Source organism: Novosphingobium pentaromativorans US6-1 (assembly GCF_000767465.1).
GTDB lineage: Bacteria > Pseudomonadota > Alphaproteobacteria > Sphingomonadales > Sphingomonadaceae > Novosphingobium > Novosphingobium pentaromativorans.
Map to the genome: position 1 here is coordinate 2,419,220 of NZ_CP009291.1, position 18,918 is coordinate 2,438,137.

An 18,918-nucleotide genomic window follows, 5' to 3' on the forward strand; every position below is an offset into this window, starting at 1 on the left:
GCAGGCAGATATGAGAAGTGATGAGAGAGATCATCTTCGATACCGAAACGACGGGGTTCGACCCCAAAAACGGTGACCGGATGGTCGAAATCGGTTGCATTGAAATGGTCAACCGAGTGCTCACTGGACGCACCTTCCACGCCTACTTCAATCCCGAGCGGACGATGCCGGCCGAAGCGGAGGCCGTGCACGGTCTTTCCGATGCTTTCCTGGCCGACAAGCCGCTGTTTGCGGAAAGGGCGCACGAGTTCCTCGACTTCATCGAAGACAGCCCGATGGTCGCGCATAACGCCGGGTTCGACTTCAACTTCATCAATTTCGAATTGCAGACCTGCGGTCATGCGGAAGTCAGCCGCGAGCGGATGGTCGATACCGTGGCCCTGGCCAAGGTTCGCCATCCTGGCGCGAAGCTCTCGCTCGATGCGCTGTGCACGCGCTATGGCATCGACCGCAGCCACCGCACCAAGCACGGCGCGCTGCTTGACGCCGAACTGCTGGCACAGGTCTATGTCGAGCTTCGCGGAGGCCGCCAGATCGGCCTCGAGCTGGGAGCCGAAATCACCGAGATCGTGACGGAAACGAAGATCCTCACACGAAGGGATCGACCTTTCCGTCAGCCGCGTTCCCACGCGGCCACCGAAGAGGAACTTGCCGCTCATGCGGAATTCCTCAAGTCGGTCGATACCCCGCTCTGGGGTGCCTGAACTCTAGCAAGAGGAGAATACGCCCATGGATATCCGCGTCTCCGGTCACCAGGTCGATACTGGCGAGGCCCTTCAGGTCCACGCTGGTGAACGTCTTACGGCGATCATCGAGAAGTATTTCAGTCGGGCCTTGTCCTCGCACGTGACCTTTGGCCGAGCGCCCGCCGGCGCGTTCCGCTGCGATATCATCATGCACGTCATGCAGAACCTGGTTCTCAAGGCTACCGGTCTTGCCCATGACGCGCACGTCGCGCTCGACCAGGCCGCGGAAAAGATCGACAAGCAGCTGCGCCGCTACAAGCGCCGTCTGAAGGACCGCCACGAGCAGTCCGCCCACGCGATCGCTGCCGAGGAAGCAGCTTATACCATCTTCGAGGAAACGCCGGTCGAGAACGAGGACGAGATCGAGGCCGATGCGCCGCTGGTCATCGCCGAGACTCGTGTCGACGTTCCAGAGGCAACCGTATCCGATGCGGTCATGATGCTCGACCTGCGCAATACCACGGCCTTGTTCTTCAAAAACGCTGGTACTGGTCGGCATAATATGGTTTACCGCCGCGGCGACGGTTCGATCGGCTGGGTCGAACCTCACTGACGCCGAGCAGTGACGTCACCAGGCGTTTGAATTCCTGATCGGAGGAGAGGACGTAACCCCCGGATTTTCCGGGGGTTATGAGCGTATAATAAATGGCAACCGGTCAAGACTAGAATCAGATTTGAAATGAATGGTCTTTTTACTCTCCTGCCTGAAGCCGTCATTGCGACTGCCGCAGACAGCAAGGATCTTATCCTCAGCGAGCTCGCCGCCCTTTTTGCGCAGGTCTATGACCTTGAGCGCGATACGGTGCTGGAACGCATGCTCGAACGCGAGGAATTGGGAAGTACCGGTTTCGGCCGCCGTATTGCGATTCCGCACGCCCGCATTTCCGGTCTGAAGCGGCCGGTTGCTGCATTTATGCGGCTGGAGGCTCCCGTGGAATTCGATTCCGCCGACGGAATGCCGATCGATCTCGTCTTCGGCCTGCTGTCTCCGGATGGCGCCGGTGCCGCGCACCTCCATGCCCTCGCCGCGATCTCGCGGATGATGCGCGACGAACGCATGCACGATGATTTGCTCGAAGCCCCGGGGCCGGAAGTTCTCTACAGCCTCCTGAGCAACGTCATCGACCGCGACGCCGCCTGACATGACAGAGGCCGACAACGCCGATGCAGCCGGTGCGAACCTGCACTGGCGGGCCTTGGAAAGCCTTTATGCTTCCGCGGCCATCAATGAGAAGTTCCGCTCGGCTCTCCAGATCACCGGCGAAGGACTTTCGTGCATCACGTTCGATGTAGGACCCGATTGCTTTCATGCCGCCGGCGCCGCGCATGGCACGATCTATTTCAAGATGCTGGACGATGCGGCCTTCTACGCCGCGAACACGCTCATCACCGACCGCTTCCTGTTGACCACTTCGTTCAACCTGCTGCTCAGCAAACCGATAAAGGGTGGGACCGTTCGGGCCGAAGGGCGCTGGGTGAGCGGCCGACGCCGAGTGCTCGTGGCGGAATCGCGGCTTATCGACGAGGAAGGTGACGAAGTCGGACGCGGAACCGGCACATTCATGCGTTCGCGTATCCCGCTTTCCGGCCTTCCCGGATATTCGGCCGCCTTTACGGCCCAGGGCTGACCGGTGGAAGCGCGTCTGCCTGCGCACCTCGAAGTCTCGAGTCTGATTCGCCGGGTCCAGGCCGAAGGTGGTTTCGCAACCGTTCTCAATAAAGGTGAACGCGACGCCGGAACGATCATGGTCGTCCTTACCGAAAATGGAGCGAATACACGCGCTTACGAGCGTATGCCGCAATTGGACGGAACCCGCCAATGGACTTGTTCAAAGAAGCAAGACATTGAAAAACCATGGGAAATATCAGAGTTCATCATGCGTCGGGCTGATCAGGACCCTGACCTATGGGTTGTCGAGCTTGATATCGCGCATGGTGAGCGTTTCATCGGAATTGGGTAACGAATCCGGTTGACTTGCAAGGAATGCAAGGTAAGGGGGCCGCAAACGCGAAGGCGGCGAGGGAGGCATTTCGGCCACACCAGCTAGCACGCAGCCGGGGGATCGTCGGCAGGCGCGGTACAGAACTTCAATGCCGGTAACGGCATTCTGTTCCCGCCTGTGTCAGATGGGTCCACCGCTTTAGACCAAGGCTTGATGCGAACCAAATTGCAGTGGGCAAGCGCAGTAGCGCTGGCCGCAACGGTGTTTACCGCATTATTCAGCGCCCAGGGGTCGGGCGCGGCCACGTCGGACATCGTTCCGATCCTGGCAAAACCGGAACCCCAGGTGAGTTTCGTCTCCGAACCGGTGGTTCAGGCGCTCCCGTCCGAAGATGACGGGATCGTTACGGACGATGACGGTGACGACCAGGTCATCGCAGCCGACACCTTGGCTCAGCTTGTCGCAGAGCAGGGCATGCCCGATGCAATCGGCAAGCAGCTGCGCTGCCTAGCCGGTGCGATCTATTTTGAATCGCGCGGCGAATCCCTCGAGGGGCAGCTCGCCGTCGGGCGCGTGATCATCAATCGCGCCAAATCGGATCGCTTCCCCGATAACTTCTGCGATGTCGTGTTCCAGCGCTCGCAGTTCTCCTTCGTGCGCGGAAGCCGCATGCCGAAGATTCGCGAACAATCGAAGGATTGGCGCCGCGCGCTGGCTATTGCCACCATCGCGATCGACGGCAGCTGGAAAAGCCCGGCCAAGGGCGCGCTGTTCTTCCATGCGGCCCGTGTGTCGCCGAACTGGCGCCTCAAGCGCCTCGCCCAGGTCGACAACCACATCTTCTATCGTTGATGGCCGGCCCGCCCCTTCGGGCGGGCTCTTGCCTCACTTCCTCAGTTCGACCCAGACCGGTGCATGGTCGCTGGCCTTTTCCCGTCCGCGATGCGCCTTGTCGACGCCGCAGGCGACCAGTCGATCGGCCAGCTCGGGCGAAAGCAGGGCATGGTCGATGCGAAAGCCATGGTCGCGCTGCCAGGCCCCTGCCTGGTAATCCCAGTAGGTCCAGACACCGCCGCGCGGATTGTGGGTGGCGATCGCATCGGTCCAGCCGTCGCCGAGCAGGCGGAAGTAGGCATCGCGCGATTCCGGCTGCATCAGGGCGTCGGCGGCCATGGCCGATGGCGACCAGACGTCGCGGTCATGCGGGATGACGTTGAAGTCTCCAGTGACGATGGCGGGAACTTCCTCGGCCCTGATCGCGGCCATGCGCTCACGCAGGCGCTTCATCCAGCGCAGCTTGTAATCGAACTTGGGTCCGGGCACCGGATTGCCGTTGGGCAAGTAGATGCACACGGCCCTCACGCCGAAGACATCGGCTTCCAGATAGCGTGAGTGATCGTCCTCGGGCTCCCCGTCGAGGCCTCGCTGGACTTCGACCGGCGCTTCGCCATCGGCAAGGATGGCAACGCCGTTGAAGCTCTTCTGGCCATGCCAGATGCCCTTGTAGCCGAGCTTTTCGAACTCGGCGATGGGGAAGCCCTCGTCCTGAGACTTGATTTCCTGCAGGCAGGCGACGGCCGGGCGCGTCTCCTCGAGCCATTCGAGCAGACGGGGCAGGCGCGCCTTGACGCCGTTGATATTGAAGGTTGCGATTTTCATGGCGCCTTCTCGGCAGTCAGGCGCCGGTTCGTCAAGCTCAGATGCTGAAGCTGGACCCGCATCCGCACCCGGCGGCGGCATTGGGATTTTCCACCCGGAAAGCTGCCCCGCCCAGAGATTCCACGTAATCCACGATGCAGCCGCTGACGAGATCGAGGCTGACCGGATCGACCACCAGTTTCACGCCGTCGGTTTCAGTTACCGAATCCTCGCTTTCGGGGGCGTCGGCAAGGCCGAACTGGTACTGGAACCCGGAGCAGCCTCCTCCCTCTACCGAGAGGCGCAGGATCGCGGCCTTGCCCTGCTTGGCGGCAATGGTGGCTACGCGCGCGGCGGCGGAAGGGCTGAGAGTGAGGTTCTGCTGGTCCATAACCCGGATGTAGGCTTCCCTGCCCCGTGCGGCAAGGCGTCGAGGCAGGAGCGACGCAGTGCCGAAAGACAGGGAACTGCGGATGACCGGCCGATTTCTTCGGCGATCAGGCCATCTGGATATATTCGCGCATCGCTGCGGCTTCCGACTCCACCTTGTCGATGCGGTATTTCACGAGGTCGCCGATCGATACCATGCCGACCATGCGCGCTCCCTCCATGACCGGGAGGTGGCGGATGCGCCGCCGGGTCATCATGGCCAGCGCGGTCATCACCGAGGTCACGGATTCCACGGTCACGGCCGGCGCCGTCATGACTTCGCTCACCGGTTTGTCGAGAACGCCGGGGCCGAATTCGCGCAAGCGGTAGATCACGTCGCGTTCGGAGAACATGCCGGCGAGGTTTTCGCCATCCAGAACCGGCAAGGCGCCGATGCGACGTTCGGCCAATATTTCCACGGCTTCGCGAACCGTGGTGCTGACCTTGCAGGTAAGAACAGTATCGCGGCCTTCGATAATGCGCCCGATCGTCATCGTCGTATTCTCCCTGTCTTGCTTTGCAGGCGCAGAATATCACAGGTTTCGGGGACTAGCCACTTCGACCGACAGATGGCGCTGACTGTCACGAGGGCCTTGCGACAGCCGCCCGCAAGGCGCAAATGAGACGCAATGATACCACGCTCCCCCCTCGAAGATCCGGTCAATGCAACCCATGCCTGGAACCGGTTCAGGCGTATCATGCGCTGGATGATGACGATCACGGTCGGCCTCGTCCTGGCCTCGGTGATCCTACTCTACCGGTCGAACGGCATGGTTTCGGTGCACCTCTACATCGCGACCGCGCTTGGCATCGGCTTCACTATGCTGCTGGCATCGGCGCTGATGGGGCTTGTGTTCCTTTCAAGCGGCACCGGCCACGACGAATCGATTATCGATCCGCTCGATGACGATACCGAGCTCTGACCCGGTCGTTCAGTTAGCCGCAGGGCGCAGGCGATAGTCCTCGACCGGCGCGCCGCCGATCAGGTGCTCCTGGATGATCCGTTCCAGGACGTCCTCGGTGCAGGAATGATACCAGACGCCGTCCGGCCATACGACCGCGACCGGGCCGGATGAGCAGATGCGCAGGCAGTCTGCCTTGGTGCGCGCAACGCCGCCGCCGCTGTCCGTTTTCGGGCCGTCAAGGCCGAGCTGCTTGAGCCGCTTTTTCAGATACTTCCAGCTGGCTTGCCCTTTTTCAGGGCTGCAGCATTCACCCTTTTGCGGCTCGGCACAGATGAAGATGTGGCGTTCGATGGAATCGCCACCCGCCTTGGCGAGGGCTTCTTCGGCCTTTTCGAGTTCGTGGCGCTGCTTGCTCATGGACGACAAGTAGGAACCGAAAGGGCGCAGGTCCAGTGCGCGCGTACCCGCAGCGGACCTTTCGCCTCAGCCTTTCTTGCCGACGATCCGCGAGATTTCTGCCGCAACCATGCGCTCCACGAGCGGGGGCAGGTTCTTCTCGAGCCATTCGGCAAGTGCGGGACGCAGCAGCTCGCGGGTAAGCGATTCCAGCGAGGTTTCGCCCGAGCGCACGATCTGCGGGGGCGCGCTGGGCTCGGACAGCATGGCCAGGGCCGCCAGGGATTCGCGCATCGATGCGCGGACATTGTCCTGGATCAGCGAAGGTTCTTCGTCATCCTCGTCCATATCGGGCTCCAGCTCGGCGGTTTCCTGCAGTTCGAGCACGTCTTCGAGGCCCGCGTCCTCGTCTTCCTCAAGCTCGATGACGCCGGCAGTGGCGCGACGCGTACGTTCGACCTTGGCGCCCGCGCGATTGTCGCGCGCGATCACCTGCTTGATCGACTGCAGGATCTCCTCGACCGAGGGTTCACCGTTCTGACGCATCGTATAGGCCCCTTCGCATGCCTTGTGACAAGGCAGACACATGCGCGGCCGAATCACTTTGGCCCCGATTCGCCGCACATGCTTAATTCTGTGGAATTTCACCGTCCTGCAGCGGCGTGTCAACGGTCCGTGTCGATTGGGCGACCGGTGCGGGATCGTCGTCCCAGTCGAAGACCTTGCCCCTCACCCGCTCATAGTTGAGTTCGGGATCGTAGAGAATGCCGCCATCGAGGTTGAGATCGCGCGCTTCGGCGCGGCCCATGGCGGCAAGCAGGGAGAAGCCCGCGACATAGGCATTGCGCTTGGCGGTGACGAACTGGACTTCCGCATTGAGCAGTTCCTGCTCGGCATTGAGGATGTCGAGAATCGTGCGATTGCCCACTGTGTTCTCGGCTCGCACGCCTTCAAGGCTGAGCTTGGCGGCATCGACCGCGACCTGGGTCGAACGGATCAGGTCGTTGGACGCGACCCATGACGTATAGGCCGAGCGAACTTGTGCGATAACCTGGCGCTCGATGCCGATCTCGTTCTCCAGCGCGGAGGAAGCCGATGCCTGTGCCTGCCGCCGGCGCGCCGCGGGGAGGCCGCCCTGGAACAGGGGAATCGAGATCGAGGCACCGGCCTGTGCCGATGTATCGGTCTGCGGCACGGATTCGGTGCCGATACCGCCGAGGGTGCCAAGATAATTGTTGTAGCTGCCCGAGGAAAACAGGCTGAGCTTGGGCAGCCGGCCCGCCCCGGCTACGTCGATGTCCTTTTCGGCGGCCTTGGTCCGCTCACGCGCGGCGATCAGGTCGGGATTGTTTTCGAGGGCCTGGTCGACGGCTTCCTGCGGCGTGTTCGGCAGGTTCGGAAGCGGCGGCGGGGTCTCGAGCGCCTCCGGAGCCTTGCCGATGAGCTGGATGTAGGTCTCGCGCGCGGCGGCCAGGTTCGCCTCGGCCGCGCGGGCATCGCTTTGCGCCAACGCCAGGCGCGACTGCGACTGGGCAACGTCGGTGCGTGTGACATCGCCGATTTCGAAACGGTCGCTCGTCGCCTGGAGGTTGACCTTGAGCACGTCGACCTGGTTGCGGTTGAGCCCGACGATGGCCTCGTTGCGGATCACGTCCATGTAGGCCGCCACGACTGAGGAAAAGACCGAGCTTTCCGCACCGCGCAAGTCGGCCTGTCCGGCTTCGACGCGGATCTTCGCGGCCTTGACCTGATTCTTGACTGCGCCGCCCGAATAGATCGGGACACTGAGGTCCGCTCCTGCGCTGACCAACCGCTCGGGGGCGGTGAAGGAAGTCGCGCTTTGCTTGACGAATTCGGTGTAGCGGCCGTTCGTGCTTACGCTTGGCAGGCCGGAGGCCTTCGCGATGGGCACGTTTTCATCCACGCCGCGCTGCTGGGCTCGCGCGGCCTGCAGCGTCGGGTTGGTCTGATAGGCAAGGACGAGGGCCTCGCGCAGCGTGTCGGCGCGCGCGCATGGAGCCTGCATCGCGGCGATGCAGGCCATTCCCGACAGTAGCCCGGCACGCCCCCAAACGAACCGGGTCATGGTCAGAAGCTCCAGCGTTTCGGAGCCGCCAGTTCGGGGAGCGCAGGAATGCCGATTTCGGCGAGCGGGAGCAGCGACACGACGCCAGCTGCCTTGCGGCCCGACGCGAGGCGCGAGACGCCGCGTACCATGAGGCCGGTGACGATGCGGCCGTTTTCGGCAAGCTGGGCGGCGATGCCGGCAGGCAGTTCCTCGATCGCACCGTCGATCACGACGAGCGTATAACCGCCCTCACCCGCCATCGCGCCGGCTTCGGCCGGGTCGACGGCGTCGAGCGAACCCACCAGCGGACGCAGCAGCGCAGCAAGGTAGCCGGCACCGTCGCCGATGAGCAGCGCCTTGTCCTGGGCGGTGGGTTCGGCCTCGGCCAGCATCTTCGCTTGCACCAGCGGCGCGGCGAGCGAGCGGCCATTGCCGAGCGGGATCGCACGGTCGATATAGGCGGCATCGCGCATGGTTTCGGGAACGAAGTCCTCGCGGGCGATGCCGGCCATTGCCGCAAGCACCCAGGGCTCGTTGACCCCGCTGGTGCGCAGCTGGCTGGTGATCATGGCGCGACGGGCCGCGCTCACGGAATTCTGGGCGGACGGGGCGGACCGATCCTCGGTCAAGGTCATTTCGTGCTGTTCCCTCGATACTTGCAGGGCCGATGCGTGCCATTTGCATGGGTTGCAAATTCGGCATTTGTGGGGCGCCTTCTAGGACAACGCGCCTGCGAGGCCAAGCGCTTTGACAATACGTCCGTCGAGTTGTCGTAGCGCTTTGACGATCACCCCGTCCCGCCGTATGGGGACCGGCAAATCCACGATTTCCGCGAACCGGGAGCGCAATTCCATGGCCGATATGGTGACAATCCGCGAAGACGACCTGATCGACAGTGTCGCCGATGCCCTTCAGTACATCAGCTACTACCACCCGATGGACTACATCCGCGCGCTGGGCGACGCCTACGAGGCCGAGCAGGGCGCAGCGGCGAAAGACGCCATCGCGCAGATCCTGACCAACAGCCGCATGTGCGCCGAAGGCCATCGTCCGATCTGCCAGGACACCGGCATCGTCAACGTCTTCATCGAGTGGGGCCAGAATTGCCGTCTCGAATCCGACCGCAGCCTGCAGGAAGTGGTCGATGAAGGCGTGCGCCGCGCTTACGGCAACACGGAAAACAAGCTGCGTGCCTCGGTGCTGGCCGACCCGGCCTTCACCCGCCGCAATACCAAGGACAACACCCCGTCGGTCCTGTCCGTCTCGATGGTTCCGGGAAGCAAGGTTTCGGTCGACGTCGCGGCCAAGGGCGGCGGTTCGGAAGCCAAGTCGAAGTTCAAGATGATGAATCCCAGCGATTCGATCGTCGACTGGGTGCTGGAAATGCTGCCGCAGATGGGTGCCGGCTGGTGCCCGCCGGGCATGCTCGGCATCGGCATCGGCGGCACCGCCGAACACTGCGTGAAGCTGGCCAAGCAGAGCCTGATGGAACCGATCGACATGGCCCAGCTCAAGGCTCGCGGCCCGCAGAACGACATCGAGAAGCTGCGCATCGAGATCTTCGATGCAGTCAATGCCATGGGCATCGGCGCGCAGGGCCTTGGCGGCCTAGCCACCGTGCTCGACGTCAAGATCCTCGACTGGCCGTGCCATGCCGCGAACAAGCCGATCGCGATGATCCCCAACTGCGCGGCGACCCGCCATGCGCACTTCACGCTCGACGGTTCGGGCCCGAGCTTCCTCGAGACTCCCAAGCTCGACGAGTGGCCCCAGGTCGAATGGGCGCCGAGCAGCGAGGCCAAGCGCGTCAATCTCGACACCCTTACCGCCGAGGACGTGCAGAGCTGGAAGCAGGGTGACCGCCTCCTGCTCAACGGCAAGATGCTCACCGGACGCGATGCCGCGCACAAGCGCATCCAGGACATGCTCGCCAAGGGCGAGGAACTGCCCGTCGATTTCAAGGGCCGCGTGATCTACTACGTCGGCCCGGTCGATCCGGTGCGTGACGAAGTCGTCGGCCCCGCCGGCCCGACCACCGCGACGCGCATGGACAAGTTCATGGACATGATGCTCGACCAGGGCCTGCTGGCTTGCGTCGGCAAGGCGGAGCGGGGTCCGGCGGCGACCGATTCCATCGCGCAGCACAAGTCGGCCTACCTCATGGCCGTGGGCGGCGCGGCCTACCTCGTTGCCCGCGCGATCAAGGAAGCCAGGGTCGTCGGTTTCGAAGACCTGGGCATGGAAGCGATCTACGAGTTCACCGTCGAGGACATGCCGGTCACCGTGGCCGTCGATTCCGAAGGCAAGAACGTCCACCAGCTCGCCCCGCTGGTCTGGAAGGAAAAGATCGCCAAGGAGCATCTGCTCGCCGACTGATCCCGGCGGGCAAGGCCGTGGGCATCCGGTGCATCGACGAACGACGCACCGGATTCGATCGGGGAACTGGCGCGGAAGGGAACTTTCGCGCTATTCCAACCGTGCATGACGGATCTTTCCTACGAACCCAGGGTTCCGGCGCGGCTGGTGCTGCTCTCGCTCGCGGCCCTGTGGGCTTGTTATTTCACGGTCGCAACGCTGCGCGGCGTGGTGATCGGCTTCGACTTCGTCTGGCCGATCATCTCGCGCCGGCTGACGATCTGCATCCTGTCCATGCTGGTCATGGTGGCGGTCTGGCCGCTGCTGCAGATGCTCGACCGCAAGTCGGCCGGGGTGCGTCTGGCCGTGGTGCTGGTGGGCGCCCTGCCCCTGTCGCTGGTCCTCAGCCTGATCAACAACTCGATCTTCTCCGACATCGAATATGACGAGGAACAGGGCGGCAAGCACCAGACCTCGGTAACGACCAATGAGGGCAACGTCCGTATATCGCGCGACGAGGCCGGAAACATCCTGGTCGACCTGCCCAACCTGCGCGAAACGGGAGGGCCCCTGGACGATGGTACCGGGGCTGCGGGGGAACAGGCGGTCCCGGATGTTCAGGTACGCCCCACCCGGCGCAAGGACGGCGAATCCGCCATCACCATTCATACCGAAATGCCCAAGGATCCTGCATTCAAGCGCTGGGCATCCATCGCCGACACCGCATTCGGCCGCTACTTCCTAGTCCTTGCCTGGGCGGCGCTCTACTTCGCGCTGGCCAAGGCGGAGGAAGCGCGTGCGGCTGAGCGGCGCGAAGGCGAATATCGCCGTGCGGCCGAAGCGGCGGAGTTGCGCTCGCTGCGCTACCAGGTCAACCCGCACTTCCTGTTCAACACGCTCAACTCGCTCTCCGCGCTGGTGATGACCGGCAGGCAGGACGATGCCGAAACGATGATCCAGACGCTTTCCACCTTCTACCGGCGGACCCTGTCGGGCGATCCGACCGGCGACCTGCCGCTCACGGAAGAGATCGATCTGCAGCAGCTCTATTTCGCGATCGAGGCGGTGCGTTTTCCCAATCGCTTGCTGACGACAATCGATATTGACGATGCCGTCGTCGATGCGAAGGTGCCGGGCATGATCCTCCAGCCGCTGGTCGAAAACTCGGTCAAGTACGCGGTCGCCGCCACGCAGAGACCGGTGACGATCGCCATTGCGGCCTATCGCGAAGGGGACGAACTGGTGATTTCGGTAAGCGACGATGGTCCCGGGGTCGATGCGGACAAGGCGCAAGGCTGCGGAATCGGTCTCGGAAATGTCCGCGACCGGCTGCGCGCGCGCTACGGCGCGGCAGCCAGCATCGATTTCGGAAAGACCCCGCATGGCGGCTTCGCCACGATCCTGAGAATGCCGCTGGAGCATGGCCGTGGCTGAACTGGACGCTGGCAACGGCGCTGCGCAAGGTCCCCTGAAGACGCTGATCGTCGATGACGAGCCGCTCGCGGTCGAGCGCATGCAGGTGATCTGCGCGCGCATGGAAGGGATCACCGTGACCGGTACCGCAAGCGACGGAGAAGCCGCGCTGCGCCTGATCGATGCGCTGAGGCCCGATCTTGTGCTGCTCGACCTGACGATGCCGGAAACCGATGGCCTTACCGTTGCCCGCAGGCTTTCCGGCAAGGCCGAGGCGCCTGCGGTGATTTTCGTGACGGCGCACGACGAATTCGCGGTCGAGGCCTTCGATCTCGATGCGGTCGACTACGTGCTCAAGCCCGTCGCCCCCGATCGGCTGCAGCGCGCTATCGGCCGGGTCATGGCAAGACGCGGTGAACGCAGTGTCCCGCCGAGCGAGTGGCTGGAGGAATTCTGGGTGCCGCACCGCTCCGAACTGGTCCGGATCCCGGCGAGCGACGTGCAGCGCATCGATGCCGAGCGCGACTATGTGCGCCTGCACGTGCCGGGGCAGAGCTACCTGCTGCTTCAGACCATCACCAGCCTTGAGCAGAAGCTCGATCCCGAGCGTTTTATCCGCATCCACCGCAGCTGTATCCTGCGCCGCGATTTCGTGGCCGGACTCAGGCACGAGGGGCTGGGCGTGTGGTCGGCCGAGACCGGCGACGGCGAAGCCTTGCGAATCGGCCGGACCTATCTGCCCGCTGTGAAGAAGATGGCCGGCCGCTGAGGCTCGCACTTCCATCTCCCCGCATTTGCCGGACGCACAAAGAAAACGGCGGGCCGTGAAGCCCGCCGCAGGTATTTTTCCGGGTCTTATTTTTTTGGGACCTCGTTGGTTCGCAAGGCATCCGCCTCAGCCGCCGAGCTGCGCTTCCTGAGCGGCTGCGATCTTGCTCGCCATCAGCGTCTTCGCGCTTTCCAGCGCCTTGCGGTAGCACTGGGTCTTCTCGCGTGAGTGGATGCGCGAACCGGTATCGTAGCGATCGTAGTCGCAGGCGCTGCGGGCGGCACGATCGATGCGGCGTTCCAGGGTCTTCTGGCCTTCGCTGGAAGCCAGGTCGAGATCGGAATAGCGGACCGCGACGTCCTTGGCGAAAGTCGGGGCTGCGGTCAGGGCCAGGCCAAGAAGTGCGGCGGCGGCGAGCGGGGCAGTCGTGAACATCGTGTTTCCTCCTCGGGTCTGAGCCGGGGCGGAAGGTGTTCCGGGCGGCTCGATGTGATCGTTCTGCCGCCGATTCCCTGCGCCTTCACGCGCACGTCGACCGCGGGTCGTTCGACCTCGACGAAGGGGGTGCTGGGGGGACGAACGACATATGCACTCGACGAACGGCGAGCATCGGCCCGGACGAAACCGTCCAATCTGCCGGTAAACGGCCGGAAGGCGCGCGATTCGGCCCCGCGATTCGCGCATGTGCTGGCAAGTTGGCTACGCGCGATGTAGGGTGCGAAGGCAATGGTGGGCCTGATCATCGTCTTCTGCCTGGGCGTTCTCAATTTCGCTGCGCACAAGGCCGTTCTGGAAAGCGGGCATCCCATGCTTGCGCAGGTGCCCTGGTTCTTCCAGCCGCTGGGGGGGCGTCTCAGCCTGATCGTCGAGTTCGCGATGCTGCTGGGCGCGATGGTCATGGCAGCGGCGGGATCTTCCGGCTGGGCCTGGGTCTATGCGCTCTACACCGTGCTCAACGGCTTTTCCGCATGGCTCATCTACAGCGGCAGGGTGTGACGGGAACCGCAGGGGCGCCCACCGGTTTTTCGCTACATGGGAAACGCGAAGAAAACGTGGCTCGTCTGCAATGCGGCGAGCGGCAGCAACGACGATGAAGCTGTAGCCGAACTGGTCAGCGCGCTCGACAATGCGGGCATGCCACCGGCCCGGCGGATCCGCTTTCCCGATGAAAGCGCGCCCAGCCCAGAGCAGCTCGACGCGCAAGGCGTAGATCTGCTGGTCGTGTTCGGCGGCGACGGAACCACCCATACCGTCGTTACCACCGCCTATGGTTGGGACGGCGCGTTGCTGGTTCTGCCGGGCGGGACGATGAACCTGCTGTCCAAGCGCCTGCACGGCGACGTTCCCGCGGCGCAGATCGTCGACAGGCTTGCGAAGGGCAACGCCCGCCGCGTCCGCCCGCGCGTAATCCGCTCGCGCCATGGCGAAGGGCTGACAGGCGTGCTGGCTGGGCCGGGCGCGATCTGGAACGAGGTGCGCGAGGCGATGCGTTCGTCCAACATCCTCGAAGTGGTGACGACGACCCGTGAGGCCATTGCCCATTCCACACGCGCGCCCAAGGTGGTCTGCGAAGGTGTCGACTGCGGACGCAAGGAGGGCTATGCGGCAATCACCGTGAACCCGCATGACACCGGCCTCGAAGTAAAAGGCTATTATGCCGAGACGCTTGGCGACTTTGCCGGGCAGGGTATCGCGCTGCTCAACCGAAACTATCGCGATGGCCCGCATGACCAGTTGGGCATGCACGAAACCATCCGGCTCGTCTGCCCCGAGGGAGAACCCATGGGCCTGTTGATAGATGGCGAACCCTTCGACGGGGGAGCCGAGGACCAGTTTACGCTGGCAAATTGCGAAGTAGACCTGTTGGCGACTGCCGATGCACGGTAAGGTCTCGAATATGTATTCCGGGCCGATCAAGCTCTTCCATCTCAGCGACATCCATTTCGGGTTGGAAGATCGCGAAGCCCTCGCCTGGGTGGAGCAGTGCATTGCGCGCGAGAAGCCGCATGCGGTCGCAATCACCGGCGACCTGACGATGCGCGCGCGGCATCGCGAATTCGCTGCGGCGACCGACTGGATTTCCGCGCTCGACGTGCCGGTGACGGTCGAAGTGGGCAATCACGACATGCCCTATTTCAACCTGCTTGAGCGTTTCACCACGCCCTACAAGCGGTTTCACAAGATCGAACGCGTGGTCGAGGCGCAGCTGGACCTGCCCGATCTCGCCATCGTGCCGCTCAAGACGGCGACCCGGGCGCAGTGGCGCTTTCCCTGGTCGAACGGCTGGGTGACGCCCAAGGCACTGGAAGAGACTCTGGCCGCGATCGACGCGCATCCTCCTGGGACCCGCATTCTGGTTACGGCGCACCACCCGCTTACCGAACGCGGCCCCGGCGGCAAGCTCCTCACGATTGACGGAACGCGGGCGATGGAAGCGCTGGCCGAGCGCAAGGTCGCTGCGATCCTGACCGGGCACATCCACGATCCGTTCGATCTTCTCGAGCAGACCGCGCGCGGGCCGCTGCGCATGATCGGTGCCGGCACGCTTTCGCGCCGCATCCGTTCGACGCCGCCGAGCTTCAACGAGATCCTGATCGACGGGGACGAGATCCGGGTCACCGCCCGCAATCTCGAGCAGGTCCCCACGCCCGACATGCAGATCCGCGAAGTGCCGGAGAACGCAATGCCGCCGCGCGAAAGCGACGAACCGGTGGCGCCGGTCCACGCCGTCCCTCCTGTCGATCCGCCGGTGCACTGAAGGTCGGCAGGGCGATCCTTCCGGGATGGTGCCTGCGATCCGAGATGCAGAAAAGGCCGCACCGTCTCATGACGATGCGGCCTTCTTCATGGATCGACCGCCGCACGGCGGGGGGATTCGGTGCGGCGGAAGACTCCTCCCTTTGCGATATTCTCAGTAGTCGTGGTCGACCGAGCCAATGCCGTTGATCTGGCTGCGCAGGTTTGCCGGCTTGCGGACCAGGCTGACGTTGCCTGCACCATTGATCACGATATCGACGAGATTGCGGGCGCCGACGGTCACGTCGCCAACGCCGTCGATCCGCACCACTGCATCTTCGGCGTCGACCTGGCCGACGTCGATCGAGCCGGCGCCTGCCGAGGTGATGAACAGCTTGCGAACCCGGCCTTCGGCATCGAGATCGACTGCACCCTCTGAGCGCAGCGTGAACTTCTCCTGGTCGAGACCGGCGAGAGTCACGTCGCCCGGAGCGTCGAGGTCGAGACCGTTGATCTCCGGTGCGGTGATCCGGACCTTGATGCTGCGGTCGGAGCGGTATTTGCCCTCGATGCCGAGGCGTCCGTTCACCCAGGTCAGGCGGTCGACGATCTTCTGCGGGCCGGTGACGATCATCTCGGACGTATCGCCGCGGGTGAAGCTGAGCTGGACCGGGATCTCCATGGCCAGCCTGGCACCGGGTTCGACGGTGAACTTGCGGGTCCGGTTGGGCCCCAGGTTCTTGTCGTCCTCGCCGATGGTCCAGCTCCAGCCATGGCCTTCGGCAAAGTCCTGACGCAGCTTTTCGCCGCCGATAACCCATGCCGAGCCGAATGCGACGATCGAAAGGATCACGCCGCTGGCGAATACGATGAGCAGTTTCCTGAGCATCTCAGTTTCTCCTTCCTACGTCTTTTCAGTCTTCTGCGTGGATGGCGGGCTCGATCACCCGGTAGTGCAGGCGGCCGAACCACATCAGCGCGTTGACGATCCAGATGCTGATCAGCGTCAGCAGCGCGCCGGCTGCGACCGAGGCGCTCATCATGCCCAGCCCTGCGAGGATCGCGACCAGCCAGCCACCGGGAAAGCCGTTGAAAGGCCCGACGATCAGCACGAAGCCGCCGGAAACGAAGATCGCCAGGACCGCCACGAACAGGCCGAAGACGACACCGATGATCGGTAGGACGATCGGCAGCAGAATCAGGATGTCGATCGTGGCAAGGCCCATGAAGGCCAGGATCGCGGACCAGGCCGAAGACGGCGAGCGGGCGCTTTCCCAGTTGCGGAAACCGGCCTCGAAGCGCAGTTCGCGGGCGAGGCGGCCGGGATTGCCGAGGGCGGCGGCAACTTCTTCCTCGCTGCGCCCGTCTGCGGCGCCGGCGTCGAAATGCTCTTCGTAGTCGGCGACGATCTCGGCGATGTCGTCCTGAGGCATGCCCTTGAGGCCGGCCTTCAGGCGCTTGATGAACTCGTTACGCTTCATGGCTGGTCTCCCCTTCCTTCATCGGCGCTTCACTGCCGAGGATGAGGCCGTTCACGGCGGCGGTGAAGGTGCGCCAGTCGCCAACCTGTTCGGCCAGGCGTTCGCGACCGGTATCGGTGATGCGGTAGTACTTGCGCGGCGGACCCGAGGGCGATTCCTCGAGGTAGGTGGTCACGAGACCTTCCGACTGCATGCGGCGCATGAGCGGATAGATCGTGCCTTCGCCCATATCGACCGCGTCGGCCATGCGGCTCGCGATCTCGTAGGCGTAGCTGTCACCGCGCGACAGCAGCGCCAGGACGCATAGCCCCAGCACCCCTTTCTTCAACTGGATTTCGATTTCGGACATCGAATCATCTCCTGCGGATGCCCAGTGTATATTGCAAGCTACTATGTGATGCAAGGTACCATGTTAAAGGTAGTACATGTGCATTGATCGGTACCTCTCTATAAGAAGGTATCGGGTAATGTTCTGCGTGGGAAAAATCGCGTGTTCGCTGCAGCTTGGAAGGCCCCGGCATCGCGGGCGGCGCAACTTAAGCGTTAATTTACCATGTTGCGCCAGAAGGGAGATCAATTCGACTTGCTGGGGATTTCCGCATGGACAGTTTGCGCGGTCAGTTTTCTGGAGAGGACCAGCCCGAGGAGGGCTCCTTCCACGAACAGGACAGCGGCCGGGAGCCGCCCGCCATCATCGGCAAGGATGAGCGGCGCATGCAGGTGCGCGCCTACAATTTCTGGGCGAGTCTGCTGGATAACCGCCAGTTTCCCGACATTGCCGACCTCGATCCGGAAAGCCTCGGCGATTTCGGGCCCTATAGCGTGCTGCTGGACTTCACCCATGGCGCTGACGATCCGGCGATCGTTTATCTGGGAGCGGAACTGGCCGACGAATGCGGTACGACCGGTGCGATTCGCGCACTGAGCCAGGTCCCCACACGCTCGCTGCTGTCGCGTATCACCGATCACTACATGCAGATCATCGCCAACCAGGCGCCGATCGGTTTCGAGGCGGAATTCGTCAACCAGCGCGGCGCGACGATTCTCTACCGCGGGATTCTCCTGCCCTTCTCGCGCAACGACGACCAGATCGATCACATCTACGGTGTCATCAACTGGAAGGAGCTGGCCGACCAGACCAGCACCGACGCGCTGATGAAGCAGATCGACGAAGCGGTCGAGACGCGCCCCGCCATGCTGCGCAGCACGATGCCGCTGACCGGCTGGGCCGATGGCCCGCTCGATCTCGGCATGGTCGAACCTGTCGAGGGACCGGCCGGGATGGACCTGTCGCTCGAAGGGTACGAAATCGACGATGACGACTATTTCGAAGATGCGCCGATGCCGGCTGTCCACCGCGAGATGGAACTGGGCGACTGGCTCGCCTCGGCCCGTGAACAGGCGATGCTCGCGCGCAGCAGCGAGGAACGCTCGCGCCATGCGCTCTACGAGGCGATCGGCCTCGCCTACGACTTCGCCCTTGCTGCCGAGAGCGCGCCCGACGATTTCGCCGAACTGGTGGAAGATGCCGGTCTGAAGGTGCAGGACCGCGCGCCGTTGATCCCGCTGGTCAAGCTCGTCTTCGGAACCGATTACGACAAGACCCGCCTCACCGAATTTGCGACCGCCATCGCCCACGGACGCCGTCTCGGCCTCGAATGCGGGGCGCTTGGGGCGTTCCTGTCCGATGCACCGGGCGGCCTCAAGGCTCTCGTCAAGGAAGAGCGCCGCCTGCGCCGTGAGGAAAGCTGCAAGGGCAGCGGGCCGCTTTCGCGTCACGAGACCTTGATCGAGGGACTGCGTGGTCTCGACCCCAAGCCGATCGAGGACGTCGCTCGCAAAAGCGAGTTCACCGTCCTCGTCGCGCGGCGCCTGGATTCGGGCGAAGTGGTGCTGCTGGGCGAAGTCTGCGACGACGAAGCGCTTTTGGACCGCGCGGCCCGGCAGATCCTCGGATAGGAACCGACCTGGGGGCGTTCGACCGGCATTCGTCAGGCGGCGCCCTTGGAAACGGCATCGGCGCCCGCTAGGCTGACGGG

The 18,918-nt window shown here is 63.5% G+C and carries 25 protein-coding genes; 14 read left to right on the forward strand and 11 right to left on the reverse strand.

Annotated features, from left to right (window positions below; all coding sequences use genetic code 11):
* Positions 1-20: 20 nt before the first annotated feature.
* From dnaQ to JI59_RS11290, 6 genes are all read left to right on the forward strand, one after another.
* Positions 21-704, forward strand: a complete 684-nt coding sequence (gene dnaQ, locus JI59_RS11265) for a DNA polymerase III subunit epsilon (RefSeq protein WP_038576047.1) — start codon at positions 21-23, stop codon at positions 702-704.
* 25 nt (positions 705-729) lie between these two features.
* Complete coding sequence (gene hpf / locus JI59_RS11270; RefSeq protein ID WP_007012601.1) at positions 730-1,299, forward strand: ribosome hibernation-promoting factor, HPF/YfiA family; 570 nt, start codon at positions 730-732, stop codon at positions 1,297-1,299.
* Positions 1,300-1,425: 126 nt separating this feature from the next.
* Positions 1,426-1,887 (forward strand): PTS sugar transporter subunit IIA, encoded by a 462-nt coding sequence (locus JI59_RS11275; RefSeq protein ID WP_007012600.1) that lies wholly within the window; start codon positions 1,426-1,428, stop codon positions 1,885-1,887.
* A gap of 1 nt (position 1,888) precedes the next feature.
* Complete coding sequence (locus tag JI59_RS11280) at positions 1,889-2,374, forward strand: PaaI family thioesterase (protein WP_007012599.1); 486 nt, start codon at positions 1,889-1,891, stop codon at positions 2,372-2,374.
* A gap of 3 nt (positions 2,375-2,377) precedes the next feature.
* Positions 2,378-2,707: a DUF1491 family protein gene (locus JI59_RS11285; protein ID WP_007012598.1), complete on the forward strand. Its 330-nt coding sequence runs from the start codon at positions 2,378-2,380 to the stop codon at positions 2,705-2,707.
* 195 nt (positions 2,708-2,902) lie between these two features.
* The gene (locus JI59_RS11290) at positions 2,903-3,541 is read left to right on the forward strand and encodes a cell wall hydrolase (RefSeq protein ID WP_007012597.1); all 639 of its coding nucleotides are present in this window, start codon (positions 2,903-2,905) and stop codon (positions 3,539-3,541) included.
* A 33-nt stretch (positions 3,542-3,574) separates the two neighbouring features.
* Here the strand turns inward: JI59_RS11290 and xth are convergent, their stop codons facing one another.
* From xth to JI59_RS11305, 3 genes are all read right to left on the reverse strand, one after another.
* A complete protein-coding gene (xth, locus tag JI59_RS11295; RefSeq protein ID WP_038576051.1) occupies positions 3,575-4,348 on the reverse strand; it encodes an exodeoxyribonuclease III in 774 nt (257 codons plus the stop codon).
* Between the two features lie 37 nt (positions 4,349-4,385).
* Positions 4,386-4,718, reverse strand: a complete 333-nt coding sequence (erpA, locus tag JI59_RS11300) for an iron-sulfur cluster insertion protein ErpA (protein ID WP_007012595.1) — start codon at positions 4,716-4,718, stop codon at positions 4,386-4,388.
* A gap of 106 nt (positions 4,719-4,824) precedes the next feature.
* Positions 4,825-5,250, reverse strand: coding sequence for a CBS domain-containing protein (locus tag JI59_RS11305; protein WP_007012594.1), 426 nt, complete (start codon positions 5,248-5,250; stop codon positions 4,825-4,827).
* A 135-nt stretch (positions 5,251-5,385) separates the two neighbouring features.
* Here JI59_RS11305 and JI59_RS11310 point away from each other — a divergent pair, with 135 nt between their 5' ends.
* Positions 5,386-5,679, forward strand: a complete 294-nt coding sequence (locus tag JI59_RS11310; RefSeq protein WP_013834553.1) for a hypothetical protein — start codon at positions 5,386-5,388, stop codon at positions 5,677-5,679.
* Between the two features lie 9 nt (positions 5,680-5,688).
* Here JI59_RS11310 and JI59_RS11315 read toward each other — a convergent pair whose 3' ends face one another.
* The 4 genes from JI59_RS11315 to JI59_RS11330 form a co-directional block, all read right to left on the reverse strand.
* The gene (locus JI59_RS11315; RefSeq protein WP_007012592.1) at positions 5,689-6,078 is read right to left on the reverse strand and encodes a (2Fe-2S) ferredoxin domain-containing protein; all 390 of its coding nucleotides are present in this window, start codon (positions 6,076-6,078) and stop codon (positions 5,689-5,691) included.
* 66 nt (positions 6,079-6,144) lie between these two features.
* Positions 6,145-6,603, reverse strand: a complete 459-nt coding sequence (locus JI59_RS11320; protein WP_007012591.1) for a DUF2497 domain-containing protein — start codon at positions 6,601-6,603, stop codon at positions 6,145-6,147.
* 82 nt (positions 6,604-6,685) lie between these two features.
* Positions 6,686-8,143, reverse strand: a complete 1,458-nt coding sequence (locus tag JI59_RS11325) for a TolC family outer membrane protein (RefSeq protein WP_038576054.1) — start codon at positions 8,141-8,143, stop codon at positions 6,686-6,688.
* A 2-nt stretch (positions 8,144-8,145) separates the two neighbouring features.
* Positions 8,146-8,760 carry a protein-L-isoaspartate O-methyltransferase family protein gene (locus JI59_RS11330; protein ID WP_038576056.1) on the reverse strand — a complete coding sequence of 205 codons (615 nt, stop codon included), beginning with the start codon at positions 8,758-8,760 and terminating at the stop codon, positions 8,146-8,148.
* A 217-nt stretch (positions 8,761-8,977) separates the two neighbouring features.
* On the opposite strand from JI59_RS11330, the gene JI59_RS11335 reads away from it, so the two are divergent.
* The 3 genes from JI59_RS11335 to JI59_RS11345 all read left to right on the forward strand — a co-directional run bounded on the left by JI59_RS11335 (position 8,978) and on the right by JI59_RS11345 (position 12,662).
* On the forward strand, positions 8,978-10,501 hold the full coding sequence (locus JI59_RS11335) for a fumarate hydratase (protein WP_174888120.1): 1,524 nt from the start codon (positions 8,978-8,980) through the stop codon (positions 10,499-10,501).
* 105 nt (positions 10,502-10,606) lie between these two features.
* Entirely contained in the window at positions 10,607-11,914 is a 1,308-nt protein-coding gene (locus JI59_RS11340; protein WP_007012587.1) for a sensor histidine kinase, read from the forward strand.
* Positions 11,901-12,662, forward strand: coding sequence for a LytR/AlgR family response regulator transcription factor (locus JI59_RS11345; protein WP_007012586.1), 762 nt, complete (start codon positions 11,901-11,903; stop codon positions 12,660-12,662). The genes JI59_RS11340 and JI59_RS11345 overlap by 14 nt, the downstream gene beginning before the upstream one ends.
* Before the next feature lie 126 nt (positions 12,663-12,788).
* On the opposite strand, the gene JI59_RS26750 is transcribed toward JI59_RS11345, so the two are convergent.
* The gene (locus JI59_RS26750) at positions 12,789-13,097 is read right to left on the reverse strand and encodes a UrcA family protein (RefSeq protein ID WP_007012585.1); all 309 of its coding nucleotides are present in this window, start codon (positions 13,095-13,097) and stop codon (positions 12,789-12,791) included.
* A 291-nt stretch (positions 13,098-13,388) separates the two neighbouring features.
* Between JI59_RS26750 and JI59_RS11355 the strand changes: the two genes are divergently transcribed.
* Genes JI59_RS11355 through JI59_RS11365 form a run of 3 tightly spaced genes read left to right on the forward strand, consistent with a single transcriptional unit; the run spans position 13,389 to position 15,420 of the window.
* Positions 13,389-13,658 carry a hypothetical protein gene (locus JI59_RS11355; protein WP_007012584.1) on the forward strand — a complete coding sequence of 90 codons (270 nt, stop codon included), beginning with the start codon at positions 13,389-13,391 and terminating at the stop codon, positions 13,656-13,658.
* 36 nt (positions 13,659-13,694) lie between these two features.
* On the forward strand, positions 13,695-14,549 hold the full coding sequence (locus JI59_RS11360; protein ID WP_007012583.1) for a diacylglycerol/lipid kinase family protein: 855 nt from the start codon (positions 13,695-13,697) through the stop codon (positions 14,547-14,549).
* A gap of 10 nt (positions 14,550-14,559) precedes the next feature.
* Positions 14,560-15,420 (forward strand): metallophosphoesterase family protein, encoded by an 861-nt coding sequence (locus JI59_RS11365; RefSeq protein ID WP_007012582.1) that lies wholly within the window; start codon positions 14,560-14,562, stop codon positions 15,418-15,420.
* A 153-nt stretch (positions 15,421-15,573) separates the two neighbouring features.
* Here the strand turns inward: JI59_RS11365 and JI59_RS11370 are convergent, their stop codons facing one another.
* Genes JI59_RS11370 through JI59_RS11380 form a run of 3 tightly spaced genes read right to left on the reverse strand, consistent with a single transcriptional unit; the run spans position 15,574 to position 17,228 of the window.
* Positions 15,574-16,287: a GIN domain-containing protein gene (locus JI59_RS11370; protein WP_007012581.1), complete on the reverse strand. Its 714-nt coding sequence runs from the start codon at positions 16,285-16,287 to the stop codon at positions 15,574-15,576.
* 25 nt (positions 16,288-16,312) lie between these two features.
* Positions 16,313-16,879, reverse strand: coding sequence for a DUF1700 domain-containing protein (locus JI59_RS11375; RefSeq protein WP_007012580.1), 567 nt, complete (start codon positions 16,877-16,879; stop codon positions 16,313-16,315).
* Positions 16,869-17,228, reverse strand: coding sequence for a PadR family transcriptional regulator (locus tag JI59_RS11380; RefSeq protein WP_007012579.1), 360 nt, complete (start codon positions 17,226-17,228; stop codon positions 16,869-16,871). Before JI59_RS11380 ends, JI59_RS11375 begins: the two co-directional genes overlap by 11 nt.
* 251 nt (positions 17,229-17,479) lie before the next feature.
* Between JI59_RS11380 and JI59_RS11385 the strand changes: the two genes are divergently transcribed.
* Positions 17,480-18,838 carry a PAS domain-containing protein gene (locus JI59_RS11385; protein ID WP_007012578.1) on the forward strand — a complete coding sequence of 453 codons (1,359 nt, stop codon included), beginning with the start codon at positions 17,480-17,482 and terminating at the stop codon, positions 18,836-18,838.
* Positions 18,839-18,918 lie beyond the last annotated feature (80 nt).

Excerpts from the sequence above, each read along its gene's own strand:
- dnaQ (WP_038576047.1), top strand. The coding sequence starts at position 21 with ATGAGAGAGATCATCTTCGATACCGAAACGACGGGGTTCGACCCCAAA.
- hpf (WP_007012601.1), top strand. The coding sequence starts at position 730 with ATGGATATCCGCGTCTCCGGTCACCAGGTCGATACTGGCGAGGCCCTT.
- JI59_RS11275 (WP_007012600.1), top strand. The coding sequence starts at position 1,426 with ATGAATGGTCTTTTTACTCTCCTGCCTGAAGCCGTCATTGCGACTGCC.
- JI59_RS11280 (WP_007012599.1), top strand. The coding sequence starts at position 1,889 with ATGACAGAGGCCGACAACGCCGATGCAGCCGGTGCGAACCTGCACTGG.
- JI59_RS11290 (WP_007012597.1), top strand. The coding sequence starts at position 2,903 with ATGCGAACCAAATTGCAGTGGGCAAGCGCAGTAGCGCTGGCCGCAACG.
- xth (WP_038576051.1), bottom strand. The coding sequence starts at position 4,348 with ATGAAAATCGCAACCTTCAATATCAACGGCGTCAAGGCGCGCCTGCCC.
- erpA (WP_007012595.1), bottom strand. The coding sequence starts at position 4,718 with ATGGACCAGCAGAACCTCACTCTCAGCCCTTCCGCCGCCGCGCGCGTA.
- JI59_RS11305 (WP_007012594.1), bottom strand. The coding sequence starts at position 5,250 with ATGACGATCGGGCGCATTATCGAAGGCCGCGATACTGTTCTTACCTGC.
- JI59_RS11310 (WP_013834553.1), top strand. The coding sequence starts at position 5,386 with ATGATACCACGCTCCCCCCTCGAAGATCCGGTCAATGCAACCCATGCC.
- JI59_RS11315 (WP_007012592.1), bottom strand. The coding sequence starts at position 6,078 with ATGAGCAAGCAGCGCCACGAACTCGAAAAGGCCGAAGAAGCCCTCGCC.
- JI59_RS11320 (WP_007012591.1), bottom strand. The coding sequence starts at position 6,603 with ATGCGTCAGAACGGTGAACCCTCGGTCGAGGAGATCCTGCAGTCGATC.
- JI59_RS11325 (WP_038576054.1), bottom strand. The coding sequence starts at position 8,143 with ATGACCCGGTTCGTTTGGGGGCGTGCCGGGCTACTGTCGGGAATGGCC.
- JI59_RS11330 (WP_038576056.1), bottom strand. The coding sequence starts at position 8,760 with ATGACCTTGACCGAGGATCGGTCCGCCCCGTCCGCCCAGAATTCCGTG.
- JI59_RS11335 (WP_174888120.1), top strand. The coding sequence starts at position 8,978 with ATGGCCGATATGGTGACAATCCGCGAAGACGACCTGATCGACAGTGTC.
- JI59_RS11340 (WP_007012587.1), top strand. The coding sequence starts at position 10,607 with ATGACGGATCTTTCCTACGAACCCAGGGTTCCGGCGCGGCTGGTGCTG.
- JI59_RS11345 (WP_007012586.1), top strand. The coding sequence starts at position 11,901 with ATGGCCGTGGCTGAACTGGACGCTGGCAACGGCGCTGCGCAAGGTCCC.
- JI59_RS26750 (WP_007012585.1), bottom strand. The coding sequence starts at position 13,097 with ATGTTCACGACTGCCCCGCTCGCCGCCGCCGCACTTCTTGGCCTGGCC.
- JI59_RS11355 (WP_007012584.1), top strand. The coding sequence starts at position 13,389 with ATGGTGGGCCTGATCATCGTCTTCTGCCTGGGCGTTCTCAATTTCGCT.
- JI59_RS11360 (WP_007012583.1), top strand. The coding sequence starts at position 13,695 with ATGGGAAACGCGAAGAAAACGTGGCTCGTCTGCAATGCGGCGAGCGGC.
- JI59_RS11365 (WP_007012582.1), top strand. The coding sequence starts at position 14,560 with ATGTATTCCGGGCCGATCAAGCTCTTCCATCTCAGCGACATCCATTTC.
- JI59_RS11370 (WP_007012581.1), bottom strand. The coding sequence starts at position 16,287 with ATGCTCAGGAAACTGCTCATCGTATTCGCCAGCGGCGTGATCCTTTCG.
- JI59_RS11375 (WP_007012580.1), bottom strand. The coding sequence starts at position 16,879 with ATGAAGCGTAACGAGTTCATCAAGCGCCTGAAGGCCGGCCTCAAGGGC.
- JI59_RS11380 (WP_007012579.1), bottom strand. The coding sequence starts at position 17,228 with ATGTCCGAAATCGAAATCCAGTTGAAGAAAGGGGTGCTGGGGCTATGC.
- JI59_RS11385 (WP_007012578.1), top strand. The coding sequence starts at position 17,480 with ATGGACAGTTTGCGCGGTCAGTTTTCTGGAGAGGACCAGCCCGAGGAG.